General features: G+C 68.4%; 18 protein-coding genes. 11 read left to right on the plus strand and 7 right to left on the minus strand.

Going from position 1 to position 17709, the window contains the following annotated elements; all coding sequences use genetic code 11:
• Positions 1–34 precede the first annotated feature (34 nt).
• The 5 genes from alc to IEY60_RS07200 all read left to right on the plus strand — a co-directional run bounded on the left by alc (position 35) and on the right by IEY60_RS07200 (position 3674).
• Positions 35–1012, plus strand: coding sequence for an allantoicase (alc, locus tag IEY60_RS07180; RefSeq protein ID WP_229739630.1), 978 nt, complete (start codon positions 35–37; stop codon positions 1010–1012).
• Positions 1009–1914: an allantoinase PuuE gene (gene puuE / locus IEY60_RS07185; protein WP_189025368.1), complete on the plus strand. Its 906-nt coding sequence runs from the start codon at positions 1009–1011 to the stop codon at positions 1912–1914. The genes alc and puuE overlap by 4 nt, the downstream gene beginning before the upstream one ends.
• A 100-nt stretch (positions 1915–2014) precedes the next feature.
• Positions 2015–2281 carry a type II toxin-antitoxin system Phd/YefM family antitoxin gene (locus IEY60_RS07190; RefSeq protein WP_189025370.1) on the plus strand — a complete coding sequence of 89 codons (267 nt, stop codon included), beginning with the start codon at positions 2015–2017 and terminating at the stop codon, positions 2279–2281.
• Positions 2271–2726 carry a type II toxin-antitoxin system VapC family toxin gene (locus tag IEY60_RS07195; protein ID WP_189025372.1) on the plus strand — a complete coding sequence of 152 codons (456 nt, stop codon included), beginning with the start codon at positions 2271–2273 and terminating at the stop codon, positions 2724–2726. Before IEY60_RS07190 ends, IEY60_RS07195 begins: the two co-directional genes overlap by 11 nt.
• A 141-nt stretch (positions 2727–2867) precedes the next feature.
• Entirely contained in the window at positions 2868–3674 is an 807-nt protein-coding gene (locus tag IEY60_RS07200; RefSeq protein WP_189025375.1) for an MBL fold metallo-hydrolase, read from the plus strand.
• Positions 3675–3734: 60 nt separating this feature from the next.
• Here the strand turns inward: IEY60_RS07200 and IEY60_RS07205 are convergent, their stop codons facing one another.
• Positions 3735–4883 (minus strand): alpha/beta hydrolase family protein, encoded by a 1149-nt coding sequence (locus tag IEY60_RS07205; RefSeq protein ID WP_189025377.1) that lies wholly within the window; start codon positions 4881–4883, stop codon positions 3735–3737.
• A 475-nt stretch (positions 4884–5358) separates the two neighbouring features.
• On the opposite strand from IEY60_RS07205, the gene aceA reads away from it, so the two are divergent.
• The 3 genes from aceA (at position 5359) to metE (ending at position 10260) form a co-directional block, all read left to right on the plus strand.
• The gene (gene aceA, locus IEY60_RS07210; RefSeq protein ID WP_189025379.1) at positions 5359–6648 is read left to right on the plus strand and encodes an isocitrate lyase; all 1290 of its coding nucleotides are present in this window, start codon (positions 5359–5361) and stop codon (positions 6646–6648) included.
• Positions 6649–6829: 181 nt separating this feature from the next.
• Complete coding sequence (locus tag IEY60_RS07215; RefSeq protein ID WP_268241459.1) at positions 6830–7702, plus strand: 3-hydroxybutyryl-CoA dehydrogenase; 873 nt, start codon at positions 6830–6832, stop codon at positions 7700–7702.
• A gap of 227 nt (positions 7703–7929) precedes the next feature.
• Complete coding sequence (gene metE / locus IEY60_RS07220) at positions 7930–10260, plus strand: 5-methyltetrahydropteroyltriglutamate--homocysteine S-methyltransferase (RefSeq protein WP_189025383.1); 2331 nt, start codon at positions 7930–7932, stop codon at positions 10258–10260.
• Here the strand turns inward: metE and IEY60_RS07225 are convergent.
• A complete protein-coding gene (locus IEY60_RS07225) occupies positions 10152–10628 on the minus strand; it encodes a hypothetical protein (protein ID WP_189025385.1) in 477 nt (158 codons plus the stop codon). The genes metE and IEY60_RS07225 overlap by 109 nt on opposite strands.
• A 566-nt stretch (positions 10629–11194) precedes the next feature.
• Between IEY60_RS07225 and IEY60_RS07230 the strand changes: the two genes are divergently transcribed.
• Together IEY60_RS07230 and IEY60_RS07235 are read left to right on the plus strand one after the other, a co-directional pair.
• The gene (locus tag IEY60_RS07230; protein ID WP_229739744.1) at positions 11195–11608 is read left to right on the plus strand and encodes a VOC family protein; all 414 of its coding nucleotides are present in this window, start codon (positions 11195–11197) and stop codon (positions 11606–11608) included.
• Complete coding sequence (locus tag IEY60_RS07235; RefSeq protein ID WP_189025387.1) at positions 11608–12183, plus strand: TetR/AcrR family transcriptional regulator; 576 nt, start codon at positions 11608–11610, stop codon at positions 12181–12183. The genes IEY60_RS07230 and IEY60_RS07235 overlap by 1 nt, the downstream gene beginning before the upstream one ends.
• Here IEY60_RS07235 and IEY60_RS07240 read toward each other — a convergent pair.
• The 3 genes from IEY60_RS07240 to IEY60_RS07250 are packed head-to-tail and all read right to left on the minus strand — an operon-like array spanning position 12173 to position 15190.
• Positions 12173–12904 (minus strand): ZIP family metal transporter, encoded by a 732-nt coding sequence (locus tag IEY60_RS07240; RefSeq protein WP_189025398.1) that lies wholly within the window; start codon positions 12902–12904, stop codon positions 12173–12175. The two genes, IEY60_RS07235 and IEY60_RS07240, sit on opposite strands and share 11 nt — an antisense overlap.
• 8 nt (positions 12905–12912) lie before the next feature.
• Positions 12913–14088 carry an AI-2E family transporter gene (locus IEY60_RS07245; protein ID WP_189025400.1) on the minus strand — a complete coding sequence of 392 codons (1176 nt, stop codon included), beginning with the start codon at positions 14086–14088 and terminating at the stop codon, positions 12913–12915.
• A 49-nt stretch (positions 14089–14137) separates the two neighbouring features.
• On the minus strand, positions 14138–15190 hold the full coding sequence (locus IEY60_RS07250) for an NAD(P)-dependent alcohol dehydrogenase (protein ID WP_189025403.1): 1053 nt from the start codon (positions 15188–15190) through the stop codon (positions 14138–14140).
• A 110-nt stretch (positions 15191–15300) separates the two neighbouring features.
• Here IEY60_RS07250 and IEY60_RS07255 point away from each other — a divergent pair, with 110 nt between their 5' ends.
• Entirely contained in the window at positions 15301–16392 is a 1092-nt protein-coding gene (locus tag IEY60_RS07255; RefSeq protein WP_189025405.1) for a S1C family serine protease, read from the plus strand.
• Here the strand turns inward: IEY60_RS07255 and IEY60_RS07260 are convergent, their stop codons facing one another.
• Positions 16393–16956 (minus strand): vitamin K epoxide reductase family protein, encoded by a 564-nt coding sequence (locus IEY60_RS07260; RefSeq protein WP_373291701.1) that lies wholly within the window; start codon positions 16954–16956, stop codon positions 16393–16395.
• A complete protein-coding gene (locus tag IEY60_RS07265; RefSeq protein WP_189025409.1) occupies positions 16956–17708 on the minus strand; it encodes a DsbA family protein in 753 nt (250 codons plus the stop codon). Before IEY60_RS07265 ends, IEY60_RS07260 begins: the two co-directional genes overlap by 1 nt.
• Position 17709: the final 1 nt, after the last annotated feature.

The following is a 17709-nucleotide window of genomic DNA, read 5'->3' on the forward strand; positions in this document are numbered from 1 at the left end:
GCGTCGCACGGCACCGGACGAAACAGGAGGCATGGTGAGCGAACACCAGGGCAGCGAAGACTTCACGCTCCTACCCGATCTGGCGGTGCGCCCACTCGGCGGATCCGTGATCTGGGCGAACGACGAGTTCTTCGCGGAGAAGGAGAACCTGGTCAACCCGGGTCCGGCCGAATACCAGCCGTCGACGTTCGGGCACAAAGGCCAGGTCTACGACGGGTGGGAAACCCGCAGGCACCGTGGCACACCCGGTGACGACAGTGCGATCGTGCGGCTCGGTGTGCCCGGCGTGATCCGCGGCGTCGTGGTGGACACCGCCTGGTTCAAGGGCAACTATCCGCCGGAGGTGTCGCTGTCGGCGCTGGCGATCGACGGCTACCCGCCCGCCGACGAGATCGCGGCGCGGACCGACTGGGTGACCCTGCTCGACCGAGTGAAGGTGGGCGGCGACAGCCGAAACCCGTTCACCGTCGACAGCGGAAATCGCTGGACCCACGTGAAACTCACCATGCACCCCGACGGTGGTGTCGCCCGCCTGCGCGTGCACGGTGAAGGCAGGCCCGACCCGGCGCTGCTCGGTCTCGGACCGCTCGACCTGGCCGCGCTGGAGAACGGCGCGCTGGTACTCGACTGCTCGAACCGCTTCTACAGCTCGCCCAACCAGCTGCTCTATCCCGGCCTCGCCCGCGTCATGGGCGACGGCTGGGAGACCGCCCGCCGCCGCGACGACGGAAACGACTGGGTGCGGATCAAATTGGCGGGTCCCGGTGCGATCCGGCTCGCCGAGATCGACACCTCCTGCTTCCTCGGCAACAGCCCCGGCGCCGCCTCGCTCACCGGATTCACCACCGACGGAACCGAAGTCGAGTTGCTGCCCCGGACCGACCTGCTGCCCGACACCCGGCACCGGTTCGCCCTCACGCCGGCGGCCGCATCCGTCGAGGAGGTGCGGCTCGACATCTACCCCGACGGTGGGCTCGCCCGGCTCCGTCTGTACGGGGAGCTGGGCGGATGAGCGAGGTCCGCGACTTCGTCGGCTACGGGCCGAAACCGCCGGACCCGCTGTGGCCCGGCGGCGCGCGCATCGCCGTGCAGTTCGTGCTGAATTACGAAGAGGGCGGGGAGAACAACGTCCTCGACGGTTCGCCGCACTCGGAGACGTTCCTGTCCGAGATGACTCCGGCCGAGGCGTTCCCGAACCGGCACATGAGCATGGAATCGCTGTACGAATACGGATCAAGGGCCGGTCTGTGGCGGGTGCTGCGCGCGTTCGAGCGGCGGGATCTCCCGCTCACCATCTTCGCCGTGGCGCGGGCCATGCAGCGCAATCCCGAAGCGGTGGCGGCCTTTCGGGAACTCGGCCACGAGATCGCCTGCCACGGGTTGCGGTGGAAGTCGTATCAGCTCGTCGACCGCGAGACCGAACGCGCCGACATGGCCGAAGCGGTCCGCATCCTCACCGAGCTGACCGGCGCGCCCCCGCTGGGCTGGTACACCGGTCGCGACTCCCCGAATACCCGCGAGCTCGTGGTCGAGCACGGCGGTTTCGTCTACGACGCCGACTCCTACGCCGACGACCTCCCGTACTGGACCGAGGTCGACGGCCACGACCACCTGGTCGTCCCGTACACCCTCGACACCAACGACATGCGCTTCGCCTCCCCGGCGGGCTTCCCCAGCGGCGAACAGTTCTTCGCCCACCTGCGCGACGCCTTCGACGTGCTGTACCGCGAAGGCGCCGAAGGCAGTCCGAAGATGCTCTCGGTCGGCCTGCACTGCCGCCTCGCGGGCCGCCCGGCGCGCACCGCGGCGCTGGAACGCTTCCTCGATCATGTGCAGACGCATGACGGAGTGTGGATCGCCCGGCGGATCGACATCGCCGAGCACTGGCGCACAGTGCATCCACCGACGGCGTGAGCGGGAAGCGTCGATGCTGAGGAGCGGGCAGCCTCGTGCTGTTCGGGCAGGACTGTGGCACCTAGTGGCACTCAGTGCTATACGGGCCTACGCTGGGGTTATGCCACAGCCGGAGATCACCCAGCGCGATCTGCGCAATCGATCGAAAGAGATTATGGACGCCGTCGAGCACGGCCGATCCTTCACGGTCACGCGGGATGGTCATCGGATCGGTGAGCTCATCCCACTGCGGCGACGGAGGCGGTTCGTCACACGTGCGGACTTCGCCGCGATGTCGCGGAATGCGCCACTGGTCGATGCGGCGCAGTTCCGAGCCGATCTCGACGCCGTGGCCGACAGCGAGCTGAGCAGCCCGTATGACCGGTGAGATCCCCGAGGCCGGGTTGCTGGACACCAACATCCTGATCCTGCGCCGGAAGATCGACCCGGAGACGTTGCCGGTGGAGATGGCGATCAGCGCCATCACCTTGGCGGAATTGTCGGCTGGGCCGCATGCCGTCCGGAGTAATGCGGACCAGAGCGACTACGACGAACACGAGGAACGCGCCAGGCGCTTGGAGGTGCTGCAGCGCGCGGAAAGCCAATTCGACCCGATCCCGTTCGATGCGGAGGCGGCGCGAGCGTACGGTCGCATTTCGGCGGCAGTGCGCGCGATCGGCCGCACACCGCGTGCCCGCACCGCCGACCTGATGATCGCCGCGATCGCTGCGGCGGAGCAGTTGCCGCTCTTCACCACCAATCCGAAGGACTATGCCGGACTGGAGCGAATCATCGACGTGATAGCAGTCCCAGTCCCGGAGCATGCCGGATAGAGCTGCATGCAACCGTCGAGATCGCCATACCGACGACCGCGCGCCGCTGAGTCGGGTGCCATCTGGTAATCCGCCTGGTAGGAGGCGGAAATACCAGGTTTGTGGGATGCCGGGCACGCCGAGAAAGTCCTAGCGTCATGTATGCGAATCAATCGAATCGAGCGCGACATCACCGCTCTTGCCGACGAGCTGGAAGTTCCGGGTATCGGCCACCTGCCGGTGAACGCCTACGTTCTGCATGCGGCGGAGCCTGTCGTCGTCGATACCGGGCTCAGCCTGCCCGGTCGCGGATTCATCGAGGCGCTGGCCTCGGTGGTTGACCCCGCGGACGTGAAATGGATTTGGCTCACGCACCCCGATCGTGACCACACCGGATCGCTGTTCGACCTGCTCGATGCCGCGCCGAACGCGCGGCTGGTCACGACTTTCCTCGGTGTCGGCATCATGTCGTGCGCGCGCCCGGTCCCGCTGAACCGCGTATTCCTGCTGAACCCGGGGCAATCCCTCGACGTCGGCGATCGGCGTCTCATCGCGTTTCGCCCACCGCTGTTCGACAATCCGAGCACTGTCGGGTTCTACGACGAGAGCAGTAGCTCGTGCTTCTCCTCGGACTGTTTCGGCGCGCCGATGCCCAGCGCCGAACTCGCGACCGCCGACGACGTCGGCTACGCACCCAGCGCTGCGGTGCGCGCGGCGCAACACCTCTGGGCGGCGGTGGACAGCCCGTGGGTGCGCATCGTGGACGAGGACAAATTTCTCGCCACCGTCTCGGAATTGCGCGCGATGGACCCGCGGCGGATCCTCAGCACGCACCTCCCGCCCGCCGAGGGACGCACGCCGGAATATGTGGAGATGCTCTCCGCGGCGCCATCCACCGATCCGTTCGTCGGGCCTGACCAAGCCGCGCTCGAACAGATGTTGGCGAGCTTCGAGCCGCCGACGAGTTGAGCCCCGCGACGGCCCGGCGGGAATGGGATGCGCGGAACCCGGCACCGTTCGAGGGCGATGTCAGGCGAACAGCCCGCGGACGAAGGGGAGGGAGTCGGGGAGGGAGGCGTTGACGGTGGCGTCGTGGTCGGTGGGGTAGGTGCGGAGGGTGGCCGGTTGGCGGTTGGCTTCGAGGACGGCGGCGAAGCGGAGGGTTTCGGGGGTTACCACGTCGGTGTCGCGGAGGCCCTGGGCGAGGAGGAGGGGGCGGTCGTAGCCGGATTCGGGGAGGCCCATGTAGCGGGAGAGCAGGCCGTGGAGGTCGGGGATCGAGGACAGGGGGCGGGTGAACATGCTGCCGACGCTGGGTTCGGCGGCGGCGAGTTCGTCGCCGAGGGGGCCGATGCAGGCGGTTGCGGCGCGGTCGACCCAGGTGCGGCCCGAGTCGGTCAGCAGGCTTTCGATGTCGAGGTCGGGGAATGTGGTGCGCAGGCCGTTGAGGATGTAGAGCACGTAGGCCGACAGGTGGGAGCTCAGGGCGATCGGCGGCATGCCGGGGCCCAGTAGCTGGATGACGTCTTCGATGTAGGCGGGGACGCCCGTGCCGACGGCGCCGCGGTAGTCGAGGGTGGGGCCGCCGAATTCGGTGGCGTAGCGGGCGGTGAAGACCGCGGCGCCGCCGCCCTGGGACTGGCCGACCACGGCCCACTTGTTCGACAGGTCCGGGTACTGCGCGGTGGCCGCGTGGACGGCGTCGACGACGTTGTGCGCCTCGACGATGCCGTTCAGGTACGGGTGCTCGCCCGGGCCGCCGAGGCCCGCGTAATCGGCGGCAACGACCGCGTAGCCCTGGTCCAGCCAGGTGCCGAGGTAGGCCCAGTCGCGCTCGACCGCGGCGGGCCCGGCCACGCTGTACGCGCAGTCGTCACCGAGGCCGACCGTGCCGTGTGCCCACGCGATCACCGGCCAGCCGCCCTCGGGGGCCGTGCCCGAAGGGAAGTACACGGCGGCGCTGGTCGTGGTCGGCTGGTCGCCCGCGGTGGTCGACCGGTAGATCAGTCGCTCGGCGCGCGCCGAACCGGGCAGTGTCGCCGCGGCGGACAGCGCCTCGACGCCGACGACCGTGCCCGCCGCGCCGGGCCGCGCGCCCGCGGCCGCCGGAACCAGACTCACCGCGGCCGTCGCCGCGACCACTGCCAGCGACGTCGCCGCGATCTTGGAAATCCTCATGGGGTCACCTTGTCGTTTTCACGGACGAGTGTCCAGGACGGAATCCGAGGTGCCCGGCCAGTGACGACACGCACACCATTCCTGCCCGGCGTGGTGTGTGAAACAGGTCACAGGGTGGCAGGCTTGGGCGTGTCGGGTCGCACCCGGCGGGCAAGCGCTAACAGTACGGGCGTTATGCTAAAACTCCTGGTCAGCGCTACCCGTCGGTAGGCCCGGTGCTTGCAATCAACCCGCAAATTTCGCAAAGTTAGCAAACGCGGCGGCAAACCTAGCTGAGATTCACACAAGCAACAGGTAGACGGCTATTTCCTGGTGTGCCATCGTGTGGAAGTACACCCCTTGGGCCCTAGCTAGTCCTAGCAAGCCTGCAAATTGCTCCAGCAGTACGAACCGCGCAACCGAAAGCGTTCAGCCGCCGGTTGTTTCGCGATCGGACCGCAGGAGCACCGACCACACCGAGGAAGTGGAGTCAGAGATGTCGACTGTCGGCACCCCGAAGACCGCTGCGGAGATCCAGCAGGATTGGGACACCAACCCGCGCTGGAAGGGCATCACCCGCAACTACACCGCCGAGCAGGTCGTCGCCCTGCAGGGCAACGTTGTCGAGGAGCACACCCTCGCCCGCCGCGGTGCGGAGATCCTGTGGGACCTCGTGAACAACGAGGACTACATCAACTCCCTCGGCGCCCTCACCGGCAACCAGGCCGTGCAGCAGGTTCGCGCCGGCCTGAAGGCCATCTACCTGTCGGGCTGGCAGGTCGCCGGTGACGCGAACCTGTCCGGCCACACCTACCCCGACCAGTCGCTGTACCCGGCGAACTCGGTCCCGTCGGTGGTCCGTCGCATCAACAACGCGCTGCTGCGCGCCGACGAGATCTCCAAGGTCGAGGGTGACACCTCGGTCAAGAACTGGCTGGCCCCGATCGTGGCCGACGCCGAGGCCGGCTTCGGTGGCGCGCTGAACGCCTACGAGCTGCAGAAGGCGATGATCGCCGCTGGTGCCGCCGGTGTCCACTGGGAGGACCAGCTGGCTTCGGAGAAGAAGTGCGGCCACCTCGGTGGCAAGGTGCTGATCCCGACCCAGCAGCACATCCGCACCCTGACCTCCGCGCGCCTGGCTGCCGACGTCGCCGGCGTGCCGTCGGTGATCATCGCCCGCACCGATGCCGAGGCCGCCACCCTGCTCACCACCGACGTGGACGAGCGCGACCGTGAGTTCCTGGACGGCACCCGTACCGCCGAGGGCTTCTTCGGCGTGAAGAACGGCATCGAGCCCTGCATCGCGCGTGCCAAGGCCTACGCCCCGTACTCCGACCTCATCTGGATGGAGACCGGCGTGCCGGACCTCGAGGTCGCGCGCAAGTTCGCCGAGGCCGTCCGCAGCGAGTTCCCGGACCAGCTGCTGGCCTACAACTGCTCGCCTTCGTTCAACTGGAAGGCGCACCTGGACGACGCGACCATCGCGAAGTTCCAGCGTGAGCTCGGCGCGATGGGCTTCAAGTTCCAGTTCATCACCCTGGCCGGCTTCCACTCGCTCAACTACGGCATGTTCGACCTGGCGCACGGCTACGCTCGCGAGGGCATGACCGCGTTCGTCGACCTGCAGGAGCGCGAGTTCAAGGCTGCCGCCGAGCGTGGCTTCACCGCCATCAAGCACCAGCGTGAGGTCGGTGCCGGCTACTTCGACACCATCGCCACCACCGTCGACCCCAACACCTCGACCGCGGCCCTGAAGGGCTCGACCGAAGAGGGTCAGTTCCACTGATCCGCCTGGGGTTGCTCTGAGTAGCAACACCTTTCCTCTACTCCGGTAGGGGTGTACGGACGCTCCGCGTCCAGCACGCCCTCCCACGCCGAACAGCCCCGGCGTGGGAGGGCATCCCTATAGCTTGGTCGACATGACCACCCCAGCCACCCCACAGCCAGACACACAGCAGGAGCGGGACGTGAGCAGCAGCGAGAAGATTCAGCGCGTCGGGATTATCGGCGCGGGACAGATGGGCGCTGGCATCGCCGAAGTGTGCGCACGCGCGCACGTCGACGTCCTCGTCTACGAGACCAGTCGCGAACTCGCCGCCGCGGGCCGCGCTCGGATCCTGCGCTCGCTGGACCGTGGCGTGAGCAGCGGCAAGATCACCGAGCGCGAGCGGGAGCAGGCGGCCTGGCGGCTGCGCTTCACCTCCGATCTCGGCGACTTCGCCGACCGTCAGCTGGTCGTGGAAGCCGTTGTCGAGAACGAAGAGGTCAAGACGGCCATCTTCAGCGAGCTGGACAAGGTCGTCACCGACCCCGACGCCGTGCTCGCCTCCAACACCTCCTCCATCCCGATCATGAAGATCGCGGTCGCCACGGCGAACCCCGAGCGCGTTGTCGGTCTGCACTTCTTCAACCCGGTGCCGGTGCTGCCGCTGGTCGAGCTGGTCACCACGCTCAAGACCAGCGAGCCGGTCGCCAAGCGCGCCGAGCAGTTCGCCGCCGACATCCTGGGCAAGCAGGTCGTTCGCTCGGCCGACCGCTCCGGCTTCGTCGTCAACGCGCTGCTGGTGCCGTACCTGCTCTCGGCCATCCGGATGGTCGAGTCGGGCTTCGCCACCAAGGAAGACGTCGACAAGGCGATGGTGCTCGGCTGTGCCCACCCGATGGGCCCGCTGGCGCTGACCGACCTCGTCGGCCTCGACACCGTGAAGTCGATCGCGGACTCGATGTACGCCGAGTTCAAGGAGCCGCTGTACTCGGCTCCGCCGCTGCTGATGCGCATGGTCGAGGCGGGCCTGCTGGGTAAGAAGACCGGCGCCGGTTTCTACCAGTACGGCAAGTAGGGGTTTGCTCCCCGGAGGCCACCGTCATCACCGACTGAGCGATGACGGTGGCCTTCGGCCATTTCGGGGGTGTTTGCAGGGGGAACGGCGAAGGGTCGCGTTCGCGGCCTAAGCTGCTGTAGCCGGACGCGCTCGCGCGGCCCGGTGATATGTCGAGCGCAGCAATGCGCGGGAGCCGGCGTCGCCCGGGGAGTCCGCGCAGGTGATCGAAAGGGAGTATCCCGGTCATGGTCAACGTCACCGATGGATTCGGGTCGAGCGTTCTCGGATATCCGAGGATCGGTCCGCACCGCGAGCTCAAGCGTGCGCTCGAGTCGTATTGGCGCGGATCGCTGGAGCGCGATGAACTGCTCGCGGTAGGCCGCGACATCCAGGAGCGTCAGTTCAACGAGCTGGCCGCGACCGGACTCACGCAGGTGCCGGGAAACACCTTCTCCTTCTACGACCACATCCTCGACAACGCGCTGCTGTTCGGCGCGGTGCCGTCGCGCTTCGAGGAACACCAGGAGGGCATGCACCCCCTGGACTTCTACTTCCTGATGGCGCGCGGCAACCCGGACCTGCCGCCGCTCGAGCTGGTGCGCCTGTTCGGCTCCAACTACCACTACCGCCAGCCCGAACTCGGCGCCGACACCACGTTCTCGCTGCACCCCGAGGCCCTGCTCGACGAGTGGGACCGGGCGATCGAGCGCGGGATCGAATTGCGCCCGGTCGTGCTCGGCCCGGTGTCGCTGCTGCTGCTGTCGAAGGCGGGGCACGTGCCCGGCGAGGCCGAGTTCGACACGCTGAGCCTGCTCGACAAGCTGCTGCCGTTCTACGAGGAGCTGTTCGAGATCCTCGCCAAGCGCGGCTCGACCTGCGTGCAGCTCGACGAGCCCTGCTTCACCGGTGAGCGCTCGCCCGCCGAGCTGGCCGCGTTCGAGAAGACGTACCAGCGGCTGTCGAAGGCGCCGCTGCGTCCGCGCATCCTGGTCACCGGCCAGTACGGCGATTTCGGTGAGGCGCTGCGGATCCTGGCCGCGAGCAATGTCGAGGCGATCGGCCTCGACCTGGCCTCCTACCGGATGACGCCGGAGGAGCTGGCGGCGATCCCCGGGATCAAGCGCAAGCGGCTCTACGCCGGTGTCATCAGCGGCACCAACGTCTGGCGCGCCGACCGGTACGTCACCCTGAACTACCTGAACTCGCTCGCCGAGGTCTGCCCCGACCTGGTCGTGTCCACCGGCACCACGCTGCTGCACGTGCCCTACGACGTGCTCGCCGAGTACGACATCGACGGCAATGTCGCCGACCGGCTCGCCTTCGCCAAGCAGAAGGTGGGCGAGGTGGTCTCGCTGGCCAAGGCGCTCACCGAAGGCCCGTCGGACCACTGGCGCAAGCGGCCGACCGAGGTGCACTTCAAGCAGAAGCACGCGGTGCGCCAGCGGGTGTACGCGGTGACCCCGGACATGCGCGAGCGTGAACCGTATGTCGAGCGCCGTGCCGCCCAGCAGGAACGGCTGAACCTGCCGGTGGTGCCCGCGACGACGCTGGGTTCGTTCCCGCAGAGCGTGCGGCTGCGCCAGGCCCGCCATGAGGTGGCCCAGGGCAGGCTGTCCGAGCAGGACTACCGCAAGCAGGTCGAGGCGGAGATCGAGGCGACGATCCGGCTGCAGGAGGACATCGGTCTCGATGTCTTCGTGCACGGTGAGCACGAGCGCAACGACATGATCCAGTTCTTCGCCGAGCAGCTCGACGGTTTCGCCACCACCCGATTCGGCTGGGTGCAGGTCTACGGATCGCGGTGCGTGCGTCCGCCGATCATCTACGGCGACGTGTCGCGGCCCGCGCCGATGTCGGTCGACTGGACCACCTACGCGCAGTCGCTGACAGACAAGCCGGTCAAGGGCATGGTCACCGGACCGGTCACCATGCTGGCCCGCTCGTTCGTGCGCCAGGACCAGCCGCTCTACGAGACCGCCGATCAGGTGGCGCTGGCCATCCGCGACGAGGTGGTCGACCTGGAGAAGGCGGGCATCGCGATCATCCAGGTCGACGAGCCCGCCATCCGCGAGCTGCTGCCCGCGCGTCCGCTGGGTCGCGAGGAGTACCTGCGCTGGGCGGTGGGCGCGTTCAAGCTGGCCACCTCCGGCGTGCGGGCCGACACCCAGATCCACACGCACATCGGCTATTCCGGCCGCACCGAGGTGGTCGACGCGATCGAGCAGCTCGACGCCGATGTCACCGCGATCGTGGCCACCCGCTCGATCGAATGGGTGATGCAGGCCCTGACCGAGGACGTCGCCACCGGCCACGGCCTCAGCCACGGCGTCGGCCCCGGCGTGTACGAGAGCCGCTCGGCGCGGATTCCCGACATCGACGAGTTCGACGAACTACTCACCAAGGCCGCGGAAGCCGTGACGCCGCAGCGGCTCTGGGCCAATCCGGACGGTGGCCTCAAGACCCGTCACTACTGGCAGCTCGAGCCGTCACTGCGCAATATGGTCGCGGCCGCGCGCCGCGTGCGTCGCCGGACGCTGGCCGCCGAGGCCGAGGCAGCAGCCGCCGCGGCGGAGTAGATAGGCCGACCAACGGGGCGGGAAAGCAGCGCCTCGACGCCGGCGGTGAGGCCGGCGGCGGAGGGGGCGTGCATGGGATCGATCAGCCACTGCATCAGCAGGCCGCCGATCATCGTCTGGATGACGGCGCCGACAGTGCTGTCGTTGCCGAAGGCCTCCGACAGGCCGCGGCGGGCCAGCTCCTGGGCCGCGGCGAGTTCGGTGCGCAGTTCGGGGGAGTGCAGTGCCTGGTTCAGGCATTCGGCGTTCGCCTGCCAGAGCGCGGAATCGTCGCCGAACGACGTGATCAGGCGTTGCCAGAATTCCTCGAGGCGGGCGGTGGGGTCGGCCGGATCGTCGGCTGGCAGGGAATCGAGAATCTGCTCCACCGCCGCGGCGCTCGACTACGACCGTCTACGGCTCGCTGGACCTGGCGATCATGCGGCAGGTGCTCGGCGAACTCGCCGCCCATCCGCTGCTGCGCAGCCGGGTGGTGGACGGCTGCTTCGTCCGCGACGACCGGTTCCAGCCCCGGCTCGATATCGCCGAGGGCGATGAGGCCGAGTACCTGGCGCTGGTCAACGCGCCGCAGGACTGGCGTGACGGACTGTTCCGCGCGCTACTGCTGCGGTCGCGTCAGCAGCTGGTGCTGATCGTCCATCACGGGATCTCCGACGGCAGGTCGGGTTTCGCGCTGCTCGACCGCTTCTGTGCTGCCCCGAGCCCGGCGCACTGCCCCTATTCTGCGGTTACGCGGCCGACCTGCTGTCGGCCCCGCATGCCCCCGAAGCTCACCACCTTCACCCTCGGCGGCCGCGTCACCCTCCAGCTCGAGTACGACACCGCCCTCTACAGCCGCTCCCGCATGGACAAGTTCCGCCTCACCCTCACCGAACTGCTCGACACCCTCGACCAAATTTCATTACGGTACGTACTGTACTGTTATGGCATGGACATGACGACCTGGCCGGATTCCCTGCGCGTCGCACAGGTCCGGATCGCGCGCCCGACCGACCGGCTCGACGACGTCGTGCGCTTCTATGTCGACGGGCTCGGCCTGCGCGAGCTGTACCGCTTCGAGAATCACGCCGGATACGACGGGGTGATGCTCGGCTTGCCCGGCACCGACTACCACCTGGAATTCACCAGCCATGTCGACGGCAGTCCGGGTGCGGCGCCCAGCGCGGAGAACCTGCTGGTGCTGTATTTCGACGGCGAGGCGGCGATGTTCGACGTCGTGCAGCGGCTCGGTGAGTTCGGCGTCGAACCGGTGGCGGCGGAGAATCCGTACTGGGCGGCCAACGGCGGCATGGCCTTTCCCGATCCGGACGGCTGGATCGTCATGCTCGTGCCGCGGCCGGTGTTCTGATGCCGGGACGCGCCCGCGAGGACCGGATCGACGCCGCGGTGCTGGCCGCGACCAGGCAGGTGCTCAACGACAACGGCTACGCCAAACTGTCCATCGGCGAGGTGGCGACCAGGTCGGGTATTCACCGGCCCGCGATCTACCGGCGCTGGCCGTCCAAGCGGCACCTGGTCGTCGCGGTGGTCGCCGAGCTGCTGGGTGTGCGGCCGACACCCGACACCGGTGATCTGCGCGCGGATCTCACCGCGGCACTGCGCGACCTCGTTGCCGCGCTGTGCGACACCTCGCTGGATCGGGTGCTCCCCGCGCTGGTCGCCGACCTCGCCAATGACCCCGAGCTGCGCGCGCACTTCCTGGCGACGGTGTTCGAGCCGCGGCGAGAGACCACCGCGACGGCGTTGCGGGCGGCGATGACGCGCGGTGAGGCCGACCCCGGGATCGACCTCGACTTCGTGCTCGACACGGTGGCCGCGCCGATCTACTTCCGCGCGCTCTTCGGTCACCTGCCGCTGGACGATGCCCTGGTCGAGTCCTCGGTGGACGCGGTGATGCGGCTGGTGCGCCCGCTCAGTGGCTGAGGGCGGCGACGCCGAACATCGCGCCGACACCGGTGACCGTGCACAGGAGGGTGAGGCGGGAGGGGTGTTCGGCGTGGGCCTCGGGGAGGATGTCGGCGGTGGCCAGGTAGAGCAGGAAGCCGGCGAAGTAGCCGAGGTAGAGGCCGATCCACTGTTCGGGGACGTGGATGAGGGTGCCGAGGATCGCGCCGATGACGGGGGCGATGGCGTCCAGGCCGAGGAGCGTGAGGGCGCGTTTGCGGGCGTTGCCGTAGAGGGTGGGGATGGTGAAGGTGTTGAAGCCGTCGGCGAAGTCGTGGCAGATCACCGCGATCGCGACCGACAGGCCGACCGACGCGCCGGCCTGGTAGCCGAGGCCGATACCGAAACCGTCCAGGGTGCTGTGGAAGATGAGACCGGCCGCGGCGAGTAGCCCGACCGACTCGAATCCGTGGTGGTGGGCACCGAATTCGGACTCGTGGCCGGTGTGGATGGCGACGGCGCGTTCGATGATGTGGATGCTCAGGAACCCGATCACGGCGGCGATCAGCACCACCGGCACCCCGTACACCTCGCCGGTCGACTGCTCCAGCGCCTCGGGAATCAGATCGAAGGCGACCAGGCCGAGCATGACACCCGCGGCCAGGCCGAGCACCAGGTGCCTACGGTCGCCGATCCGCATGGCGACGAAGCCGCCGAACAGGGTCGACAGCATGGAGACGAGCGACAGCAGGATGGCCATCGCGCCGTCTACTCGCTCGACGATTCGGCGGGTGGCTGTTCCTTGCGCTTCTTCCCCGGCGGCGCCTCGGCCTCCTCGGTGACCTCGTAGCGCCGGACAAAGGCGCCGGCGAAGCCCTGCAGGGTGGCGGTGACCGGGATGGCCAGCAGCGCACCCGTCGGCCCGAGTAACGCCGCGCCCGCGATCACCGCGCCGAAGGCCACCGCCGGATGCATGTCCAGGGTGGTCGCGGTGATCCGCGGCTGCAGCACGTAGTTCTCGAACTGCTGGTAGGCGACGATGAACAGCAGGATCCACAACGCGCTGATCGGGTCGTGCACCAGCGCGATCAGCACCGGCAGCGCACCGGCCAGATAGGTGCCGACGGTGGGGATGAACTGCGAGACCACGCCCACCCACAGCGCCAGCGCGAACGCCGATGGCACGTCGAACAGCCGCAGCGCGACATAGTGGGCGAGCGCGGAGCACAACGCCAGCAGCGCGCGCGAATAGATGTAGCCGCCGGTCTTCTCGACCGCGATATCCCACGCCCGCAGCACGTGCTTCTGCTGTTTGGGCGGCAGCAGCGAGCACACCCAGGTGCGGAAGCGGGGTCCGTCGGCGGCGAAATAGAACGTGAACAGCAGCACGCCGAGCAGCTGGAATATCGCGCCGATCGCGACAGTGCCGATGCCCCAGACGTTTCCGGCCAGACCGACCAGATAGCCCTCGATCGTCGAGCTCCACTCCGAGGCGTATTTGGTGAGGTCGGCGCCGGAAAGGTCCTGGTCGAAGGTCGAATTGATCCAGTCGACCACGTCCTGGATGTAGTCCGGCGCGTTGTTCACCAGCATTGTCACCTGGTTGACCAGCAGCGCACCCAGCGTCCACACGAACGCGACGACCACCAGCAGCATCCCGCCGAACACCACCCCGGTGCCTGCCCCGCGCCGAACACCGCGCGCGGCAAGCCAGTTCACGGCGGGTTCGATCGCGAAGGCCAGGAACAGCGAGACCATCAGAATGGTCAGCAGGCCTTGCAGTTTGCCGAGCACCCAGAACGCCGCGATCAGGCCGGCGACGGCCAGGGTCGTGTAGAGCAGCGACCGCGGCAGCCAGCGCGGCGGGGTGCGCACCGACCAGCCGACCGGCAGTGTGTCCGCCGCGGCGGCGGGGCCAGGGGTCGGTTCGTCATCGGCAGCCACCCGGTCACGGTACCGAGGACGGCGGAGTTCGCGCGCGCTGGCGCGCGGCTCAGATCGTCGCGGTGTCGATGACGAAGCGGTACTGCACGTCGCTGGCCATGACCCGCTCGTAGGCGGAATCGATCTCGTCGGCCGAGATCAGCTCGATCTCCGCGCCGATGCCGTGCGCCGCGCAGAAGTTGAGCATCTCCTGGGTCTGCGCGACGCCGCCGATCATCGAACCGGCCAGCGAGCGGCGGAACGCGGCGAGGTTGCGGCCGGTGACGCTCATCGGCTGATCGGGCAGGCCGAGGATGACCAGGGTGCCGTCGAGGGCGAGCAGGCGCAGGTAGTTGTCGATCGGCAGGTTCGCGGAGACGGTGTTGATGATCAGGTCGAACGAGCCGCGCAGCTGCCGGAAGGTCTCCTTGTCGCTGGTGGCGTAGTAGTGGTCGGCGCCCATCCGCAGGCCGTCGTCGCGCTTGCGCAGCGACTGGCTGAGCACGGTCACCTCGGCGCCGAGGGCGGCCGCGATCTTCACCCCCACGTGCCCGAGCCCGCCCATGCCGATGATCGCGACCTTCTTGCCCGGCCCGGTGTTCCAGTGCCGCAGCGGCGAGTACAGGGTGATGCCCGCGCACAGCAGCGGCGCGGCGACATCGAGGCCGATGCCGTCGGGAATGGCGACGACGAAGCTCTCGGTCACCACGATCTGGGTGGCGTAACCGCCCATCGTGTAGCCACCCGGCTGCACGGTCTCGGGGACCGGGTTGTTGTAGGTCCAGGTGGCGCCCTTGGCGCAGTACTGCTCCTCGCCGGCCAGACACGGCACGCACTTGCCACAGGAGTTCACCAGGCAGCCGACGCCGACCCGATCGCCCACCTGGTACTTGCGCACCGCCGAGCCGGTGGCCGCGACGATGCCCGCGATCTCGTGACCGGGCACGCAGGGGTATTTGGTGCCGCCCCATTCGTCGCGGGCGGTGTGGATGTCGGAGTGGCAGATGCCCGCGTACTTGATATCGATCAGGACGTCGTCGGGGCCGAGTTCACGGCGCTCGATCGTGACCTTCTCGAAGGACCCGTCGGGGGCGGGGATGGCGTAGGCGGCTGCGGTGCTCATGGACTTATGCCTACCGTCGCATGCGGCGTTTGCCAACCGGCGCGTCCGGATCGATACCGGCCCGGCTCGGATCCGGGTCACAATGGAGTAGTCGGCTCGCGAGAGAGGACATGCGCGTGCACGCTCTTGGCCGGGTGTTTGCGACGCTGGTCGTCGCGCTGATCGGCGTGTGCGCGTTTCTCGGATATCGCGGTGAGCTGGCGTTTCCCTGGGATCCACCGGCGGGCGAGGTTGTCGCCGTCGCGGAGGAACCGCCGCCGATCCCGCTCGATCCGGTCCTGGTCGCCGCGCAGGTGGAGCCCGCGCTGGTCAATATCGCGGTGGATGCCACGCGGTTCGGGAGCAGCGCCGCCGGGTCGGGCATCGTGCTCACCGCGGACGGGCAGATCCTCACCAGCCATCACGTGATCAAAGGCGCCGACGAGCTGAAGGTCACCGATATCGGGAACGGGCTGGTCTACCCGGCCACGGTCCTCGGCTACGACTCGATCGCCGATATCGCGCTGCTGTCGCTGGCCGGGGCATCGGGGCTGCCGACGGCCCGGCTCGGTTCCTCCGCCGAGCTGCGGATTCGCCAGGACGTGCTCGCCATCGGTGACGCGGGCGGCGACGGCGGCGAAGCGACCGCGGTCGCCGGGCCGATCACCGACCTCGACGCGAGCATCGTCGCGATGAACTCCGCCGACCTGACCCGCAAGTCGTTGCGGGGCATGGTGCAGATCGCGGCGCCCGTCGTCGGCGGACAGTCCGGCGGCGCGCTGGCCGACAGCACCGGCGCCGTCGTCGGGGTGATCACGGCGGCCTCGGGAGAGCGGCCCGGCACCGAATACCAGCCGAGACAGGCCAACGGCTACGCGGTGCCGATCGATACCGCCATGCGGATCGTGGCGCAGATCCGGTCGGGGACGCCGACCGAGACCGTGCACATCGGGCCGACGGCCACGCTCGGGGTGCAGATCGTCGACGCGAATCCGTCCGGCGCCCAGGTGAACTGGGCCTTCTACGGGCAGCCCGCGCGGGCCGCCGGGATCACGACGGGTGATGTCATCACCGCCGTCGACGGGCTGCCGATCACCACTGCCCGCGCGCTGAGCGCCGCGGTCAATGTGCGCAAGCCCGCCGATCTGATCCGGCTCGACGTCACCGCGCCCGACGGCACGACCCGCACGGTCGAGGTGGTGCTGGCGAAGGGAACGCCCTAGCTAGACCAGGCTCAGCCAGTAGTCCTGGAACTTCAGGAAGACCAGCAGCAGCACCACCGCGTAGAACACCACGACCAGCGTCCACCGCCATTCGGCGAGGATCCCCATCGGACCGCGCGAGCCGCCCCAGGTCTCCTGCGTGGCCACCGCGAACAGCACCGGCACCGCGACCCACACCACCATGCAGTACGGGCACAACGCGTTGATCCGGTACAGGCTCTGGAAGATCAGCCAGCAGATCGCGGCGACACCGAGGACGGTGCCCAGCCACAGCCCGCCCCAGATCCAGCGCGGGAAGCCGACGCCGACCACCGAGAGCACGGCGAGGGTGACGACCACGGAGAACCCGACGATGCCGAACAGCGGGTTCGGGAAACCGAACACCGCCGCCTGATCGGTCTGCATGATCGACCCGCACGACAGCACCGAGTTGATGCTGCAGGAGGTGACGTAGTTCGGGTCGACGAACAGCTTGAACCGTTCGACGGTGAGCGTGAACGACGCCAGCCAGCCAGCCAGCCCGGCGATCAGCAGCAGCCACGCCGAGCGGGCGGGCGTGGTGATCACTTGGCCGCGTCAGCGATCACGGACGCCAGGCCGTTCTCGGTGAAGATCGCGTCGGACTGGTTCAGCTCACCGTTGATGAACACCGACGGGGTCGACTTCACGCCGCTGCTCAGCGTCTGCTGGGTGACCTGGGTGATGTAGTCGTTGTACGGCTTGTCGTCGATGCAGGTCGCCACGGCGGGATCGGTGTAGCCGACGTCGGTCGCGATCTGGATGAGCTGCTCGTTGCTCAGACCCGCGGTGCCCTCGGCGGGCTGCTTGGCGAACATGGTCTGCAGCCAGGTCTGGTACAGGCTCGGATCGGACTTGGCGACGCAGAACGACGCGTTGGCCGCGCGCGAGGAGTACTGGGTGGAGGACGCGCGGTCGAGGAAGGAGATGATCTGGTACTCGACGACCGCGGTGCCGTCTGCAGCGGCCTTGGCCAGCGCCTCCCCGTTGGCCGCCTCGAACTGCTGGCAGGCCGGGCACTGCAGGTCGGCGACGACGCGGACCTTCACCTTGGCGTCCGGGTTGCCGATGCGGACGGTGCCGGTCTCGGTGACCGAACCGCCGGTCGCGGGGAGCTGCGCCACGGAACTCGTCGTCCCTTCGGTGTCGGAGCGGTTCATGGCGATGCCGATGCCGATCGCCGCGATCAGTGCGACCAGGACGGCGGCGACACCGATCTGGATCGCCAGCTTGCGCCTCTTGTCGGCCGCCTCTGCCGCCGCCAGCGGATTCTGCTTGCCCGTGCTCACCGTCGTCACA

Source organism: Nocardia rhizosphaerihabitans, assembly GCF_014646295.1.
In the GTDB taxonomy this organism is placed as follows: domain Bacteria; phylum Actinomycetota; class Actinomycetes; order Mycobacteriales; family Mycobacteriaceae; genus Nocardia; species Nocardia rhizosphaerihabitans.

Coding starts and splice junctions, on each gene's coding strand:
- puuE (WP_189025368.1), top strand. CDS start 1,009: ATGAGCGAGGTCCGCGACTTCGTCGGCTACGGGCCGAAACCGCCGGAC.
- IEY60_RS07190 (WP_189025370.1), top strand. CDS start 2,015: ATGCCACAGCCGGAGATCACCCAGCGCGATCTGCGCAATCGATCGAAA.
- IEY60_RS07195 (WP_189025372.1), top strand. CDS start 2,271: ATGACCGGTGAGATCCCCGAGGCCGGGTTGCTGGACACCAACATCCTG.
- IEY60_RS07200 (WP_189025375.1), top strand. CDS start 2,868: ATGCGAATCAATCGAATCGAGCGCGACATCACCGCTCTTGCCGACGAG.
- IEY60_RS07205 (WP_189025377.1), bottom strand. CDS start 4,883: ATGAGGATTTCCAAGATCGCGGCGACGTCGCTGGCAGTGGTCGCGGCG.
- aceA (WP_189025379.1), top strand. CDS start 5,359: ATGTCGACTGTCGGCACCCCGAAGACCGCTGCGGAGATCCAGCAGGAT.
- metE (WP_189025383.1), top strand. CDS start 7,930: ATGGTCAACGTCACCGATGGATTCGGGTCGAGCGTTCTCGGATATCCG.
- IEY60_RS07230 (WP_229739744.1), top strand. CDS start 11,195: ATGACGACCTGGCCGGATTCCCTGCGCGTCGCACAGGTCCGGATCGCG.
- IEY60_RS07235 (WP_189025387.1), top strand. CDS start 11,608: ATGCCGGGACGCGCCCGCGAGGACCGGATCGACGCCGCGGTGCTGGCC.
- IEY60_RS07240 (WP_189025398.1), bottom strand. CDS start 12,904: ATGGCCATCCTGCTGTCGCTCGTCTCCATGCTGTCGACCCTGTTCGGC.
- IEY60_RS07250 (WP_189025403.1), bottom strand. CDS start 15,190: ATGAGCACCGCAGCCGCCTACGCCATCCCCGCCCCCGACGGGTCCTTC.
- IEY60_RS07255 (WP_189025405.1), top strand. CDS start 15,301: ATGCGCGTGCACGCTCTTGGCCGGGTGTTTGCGACGCTGGTCGTCGCG.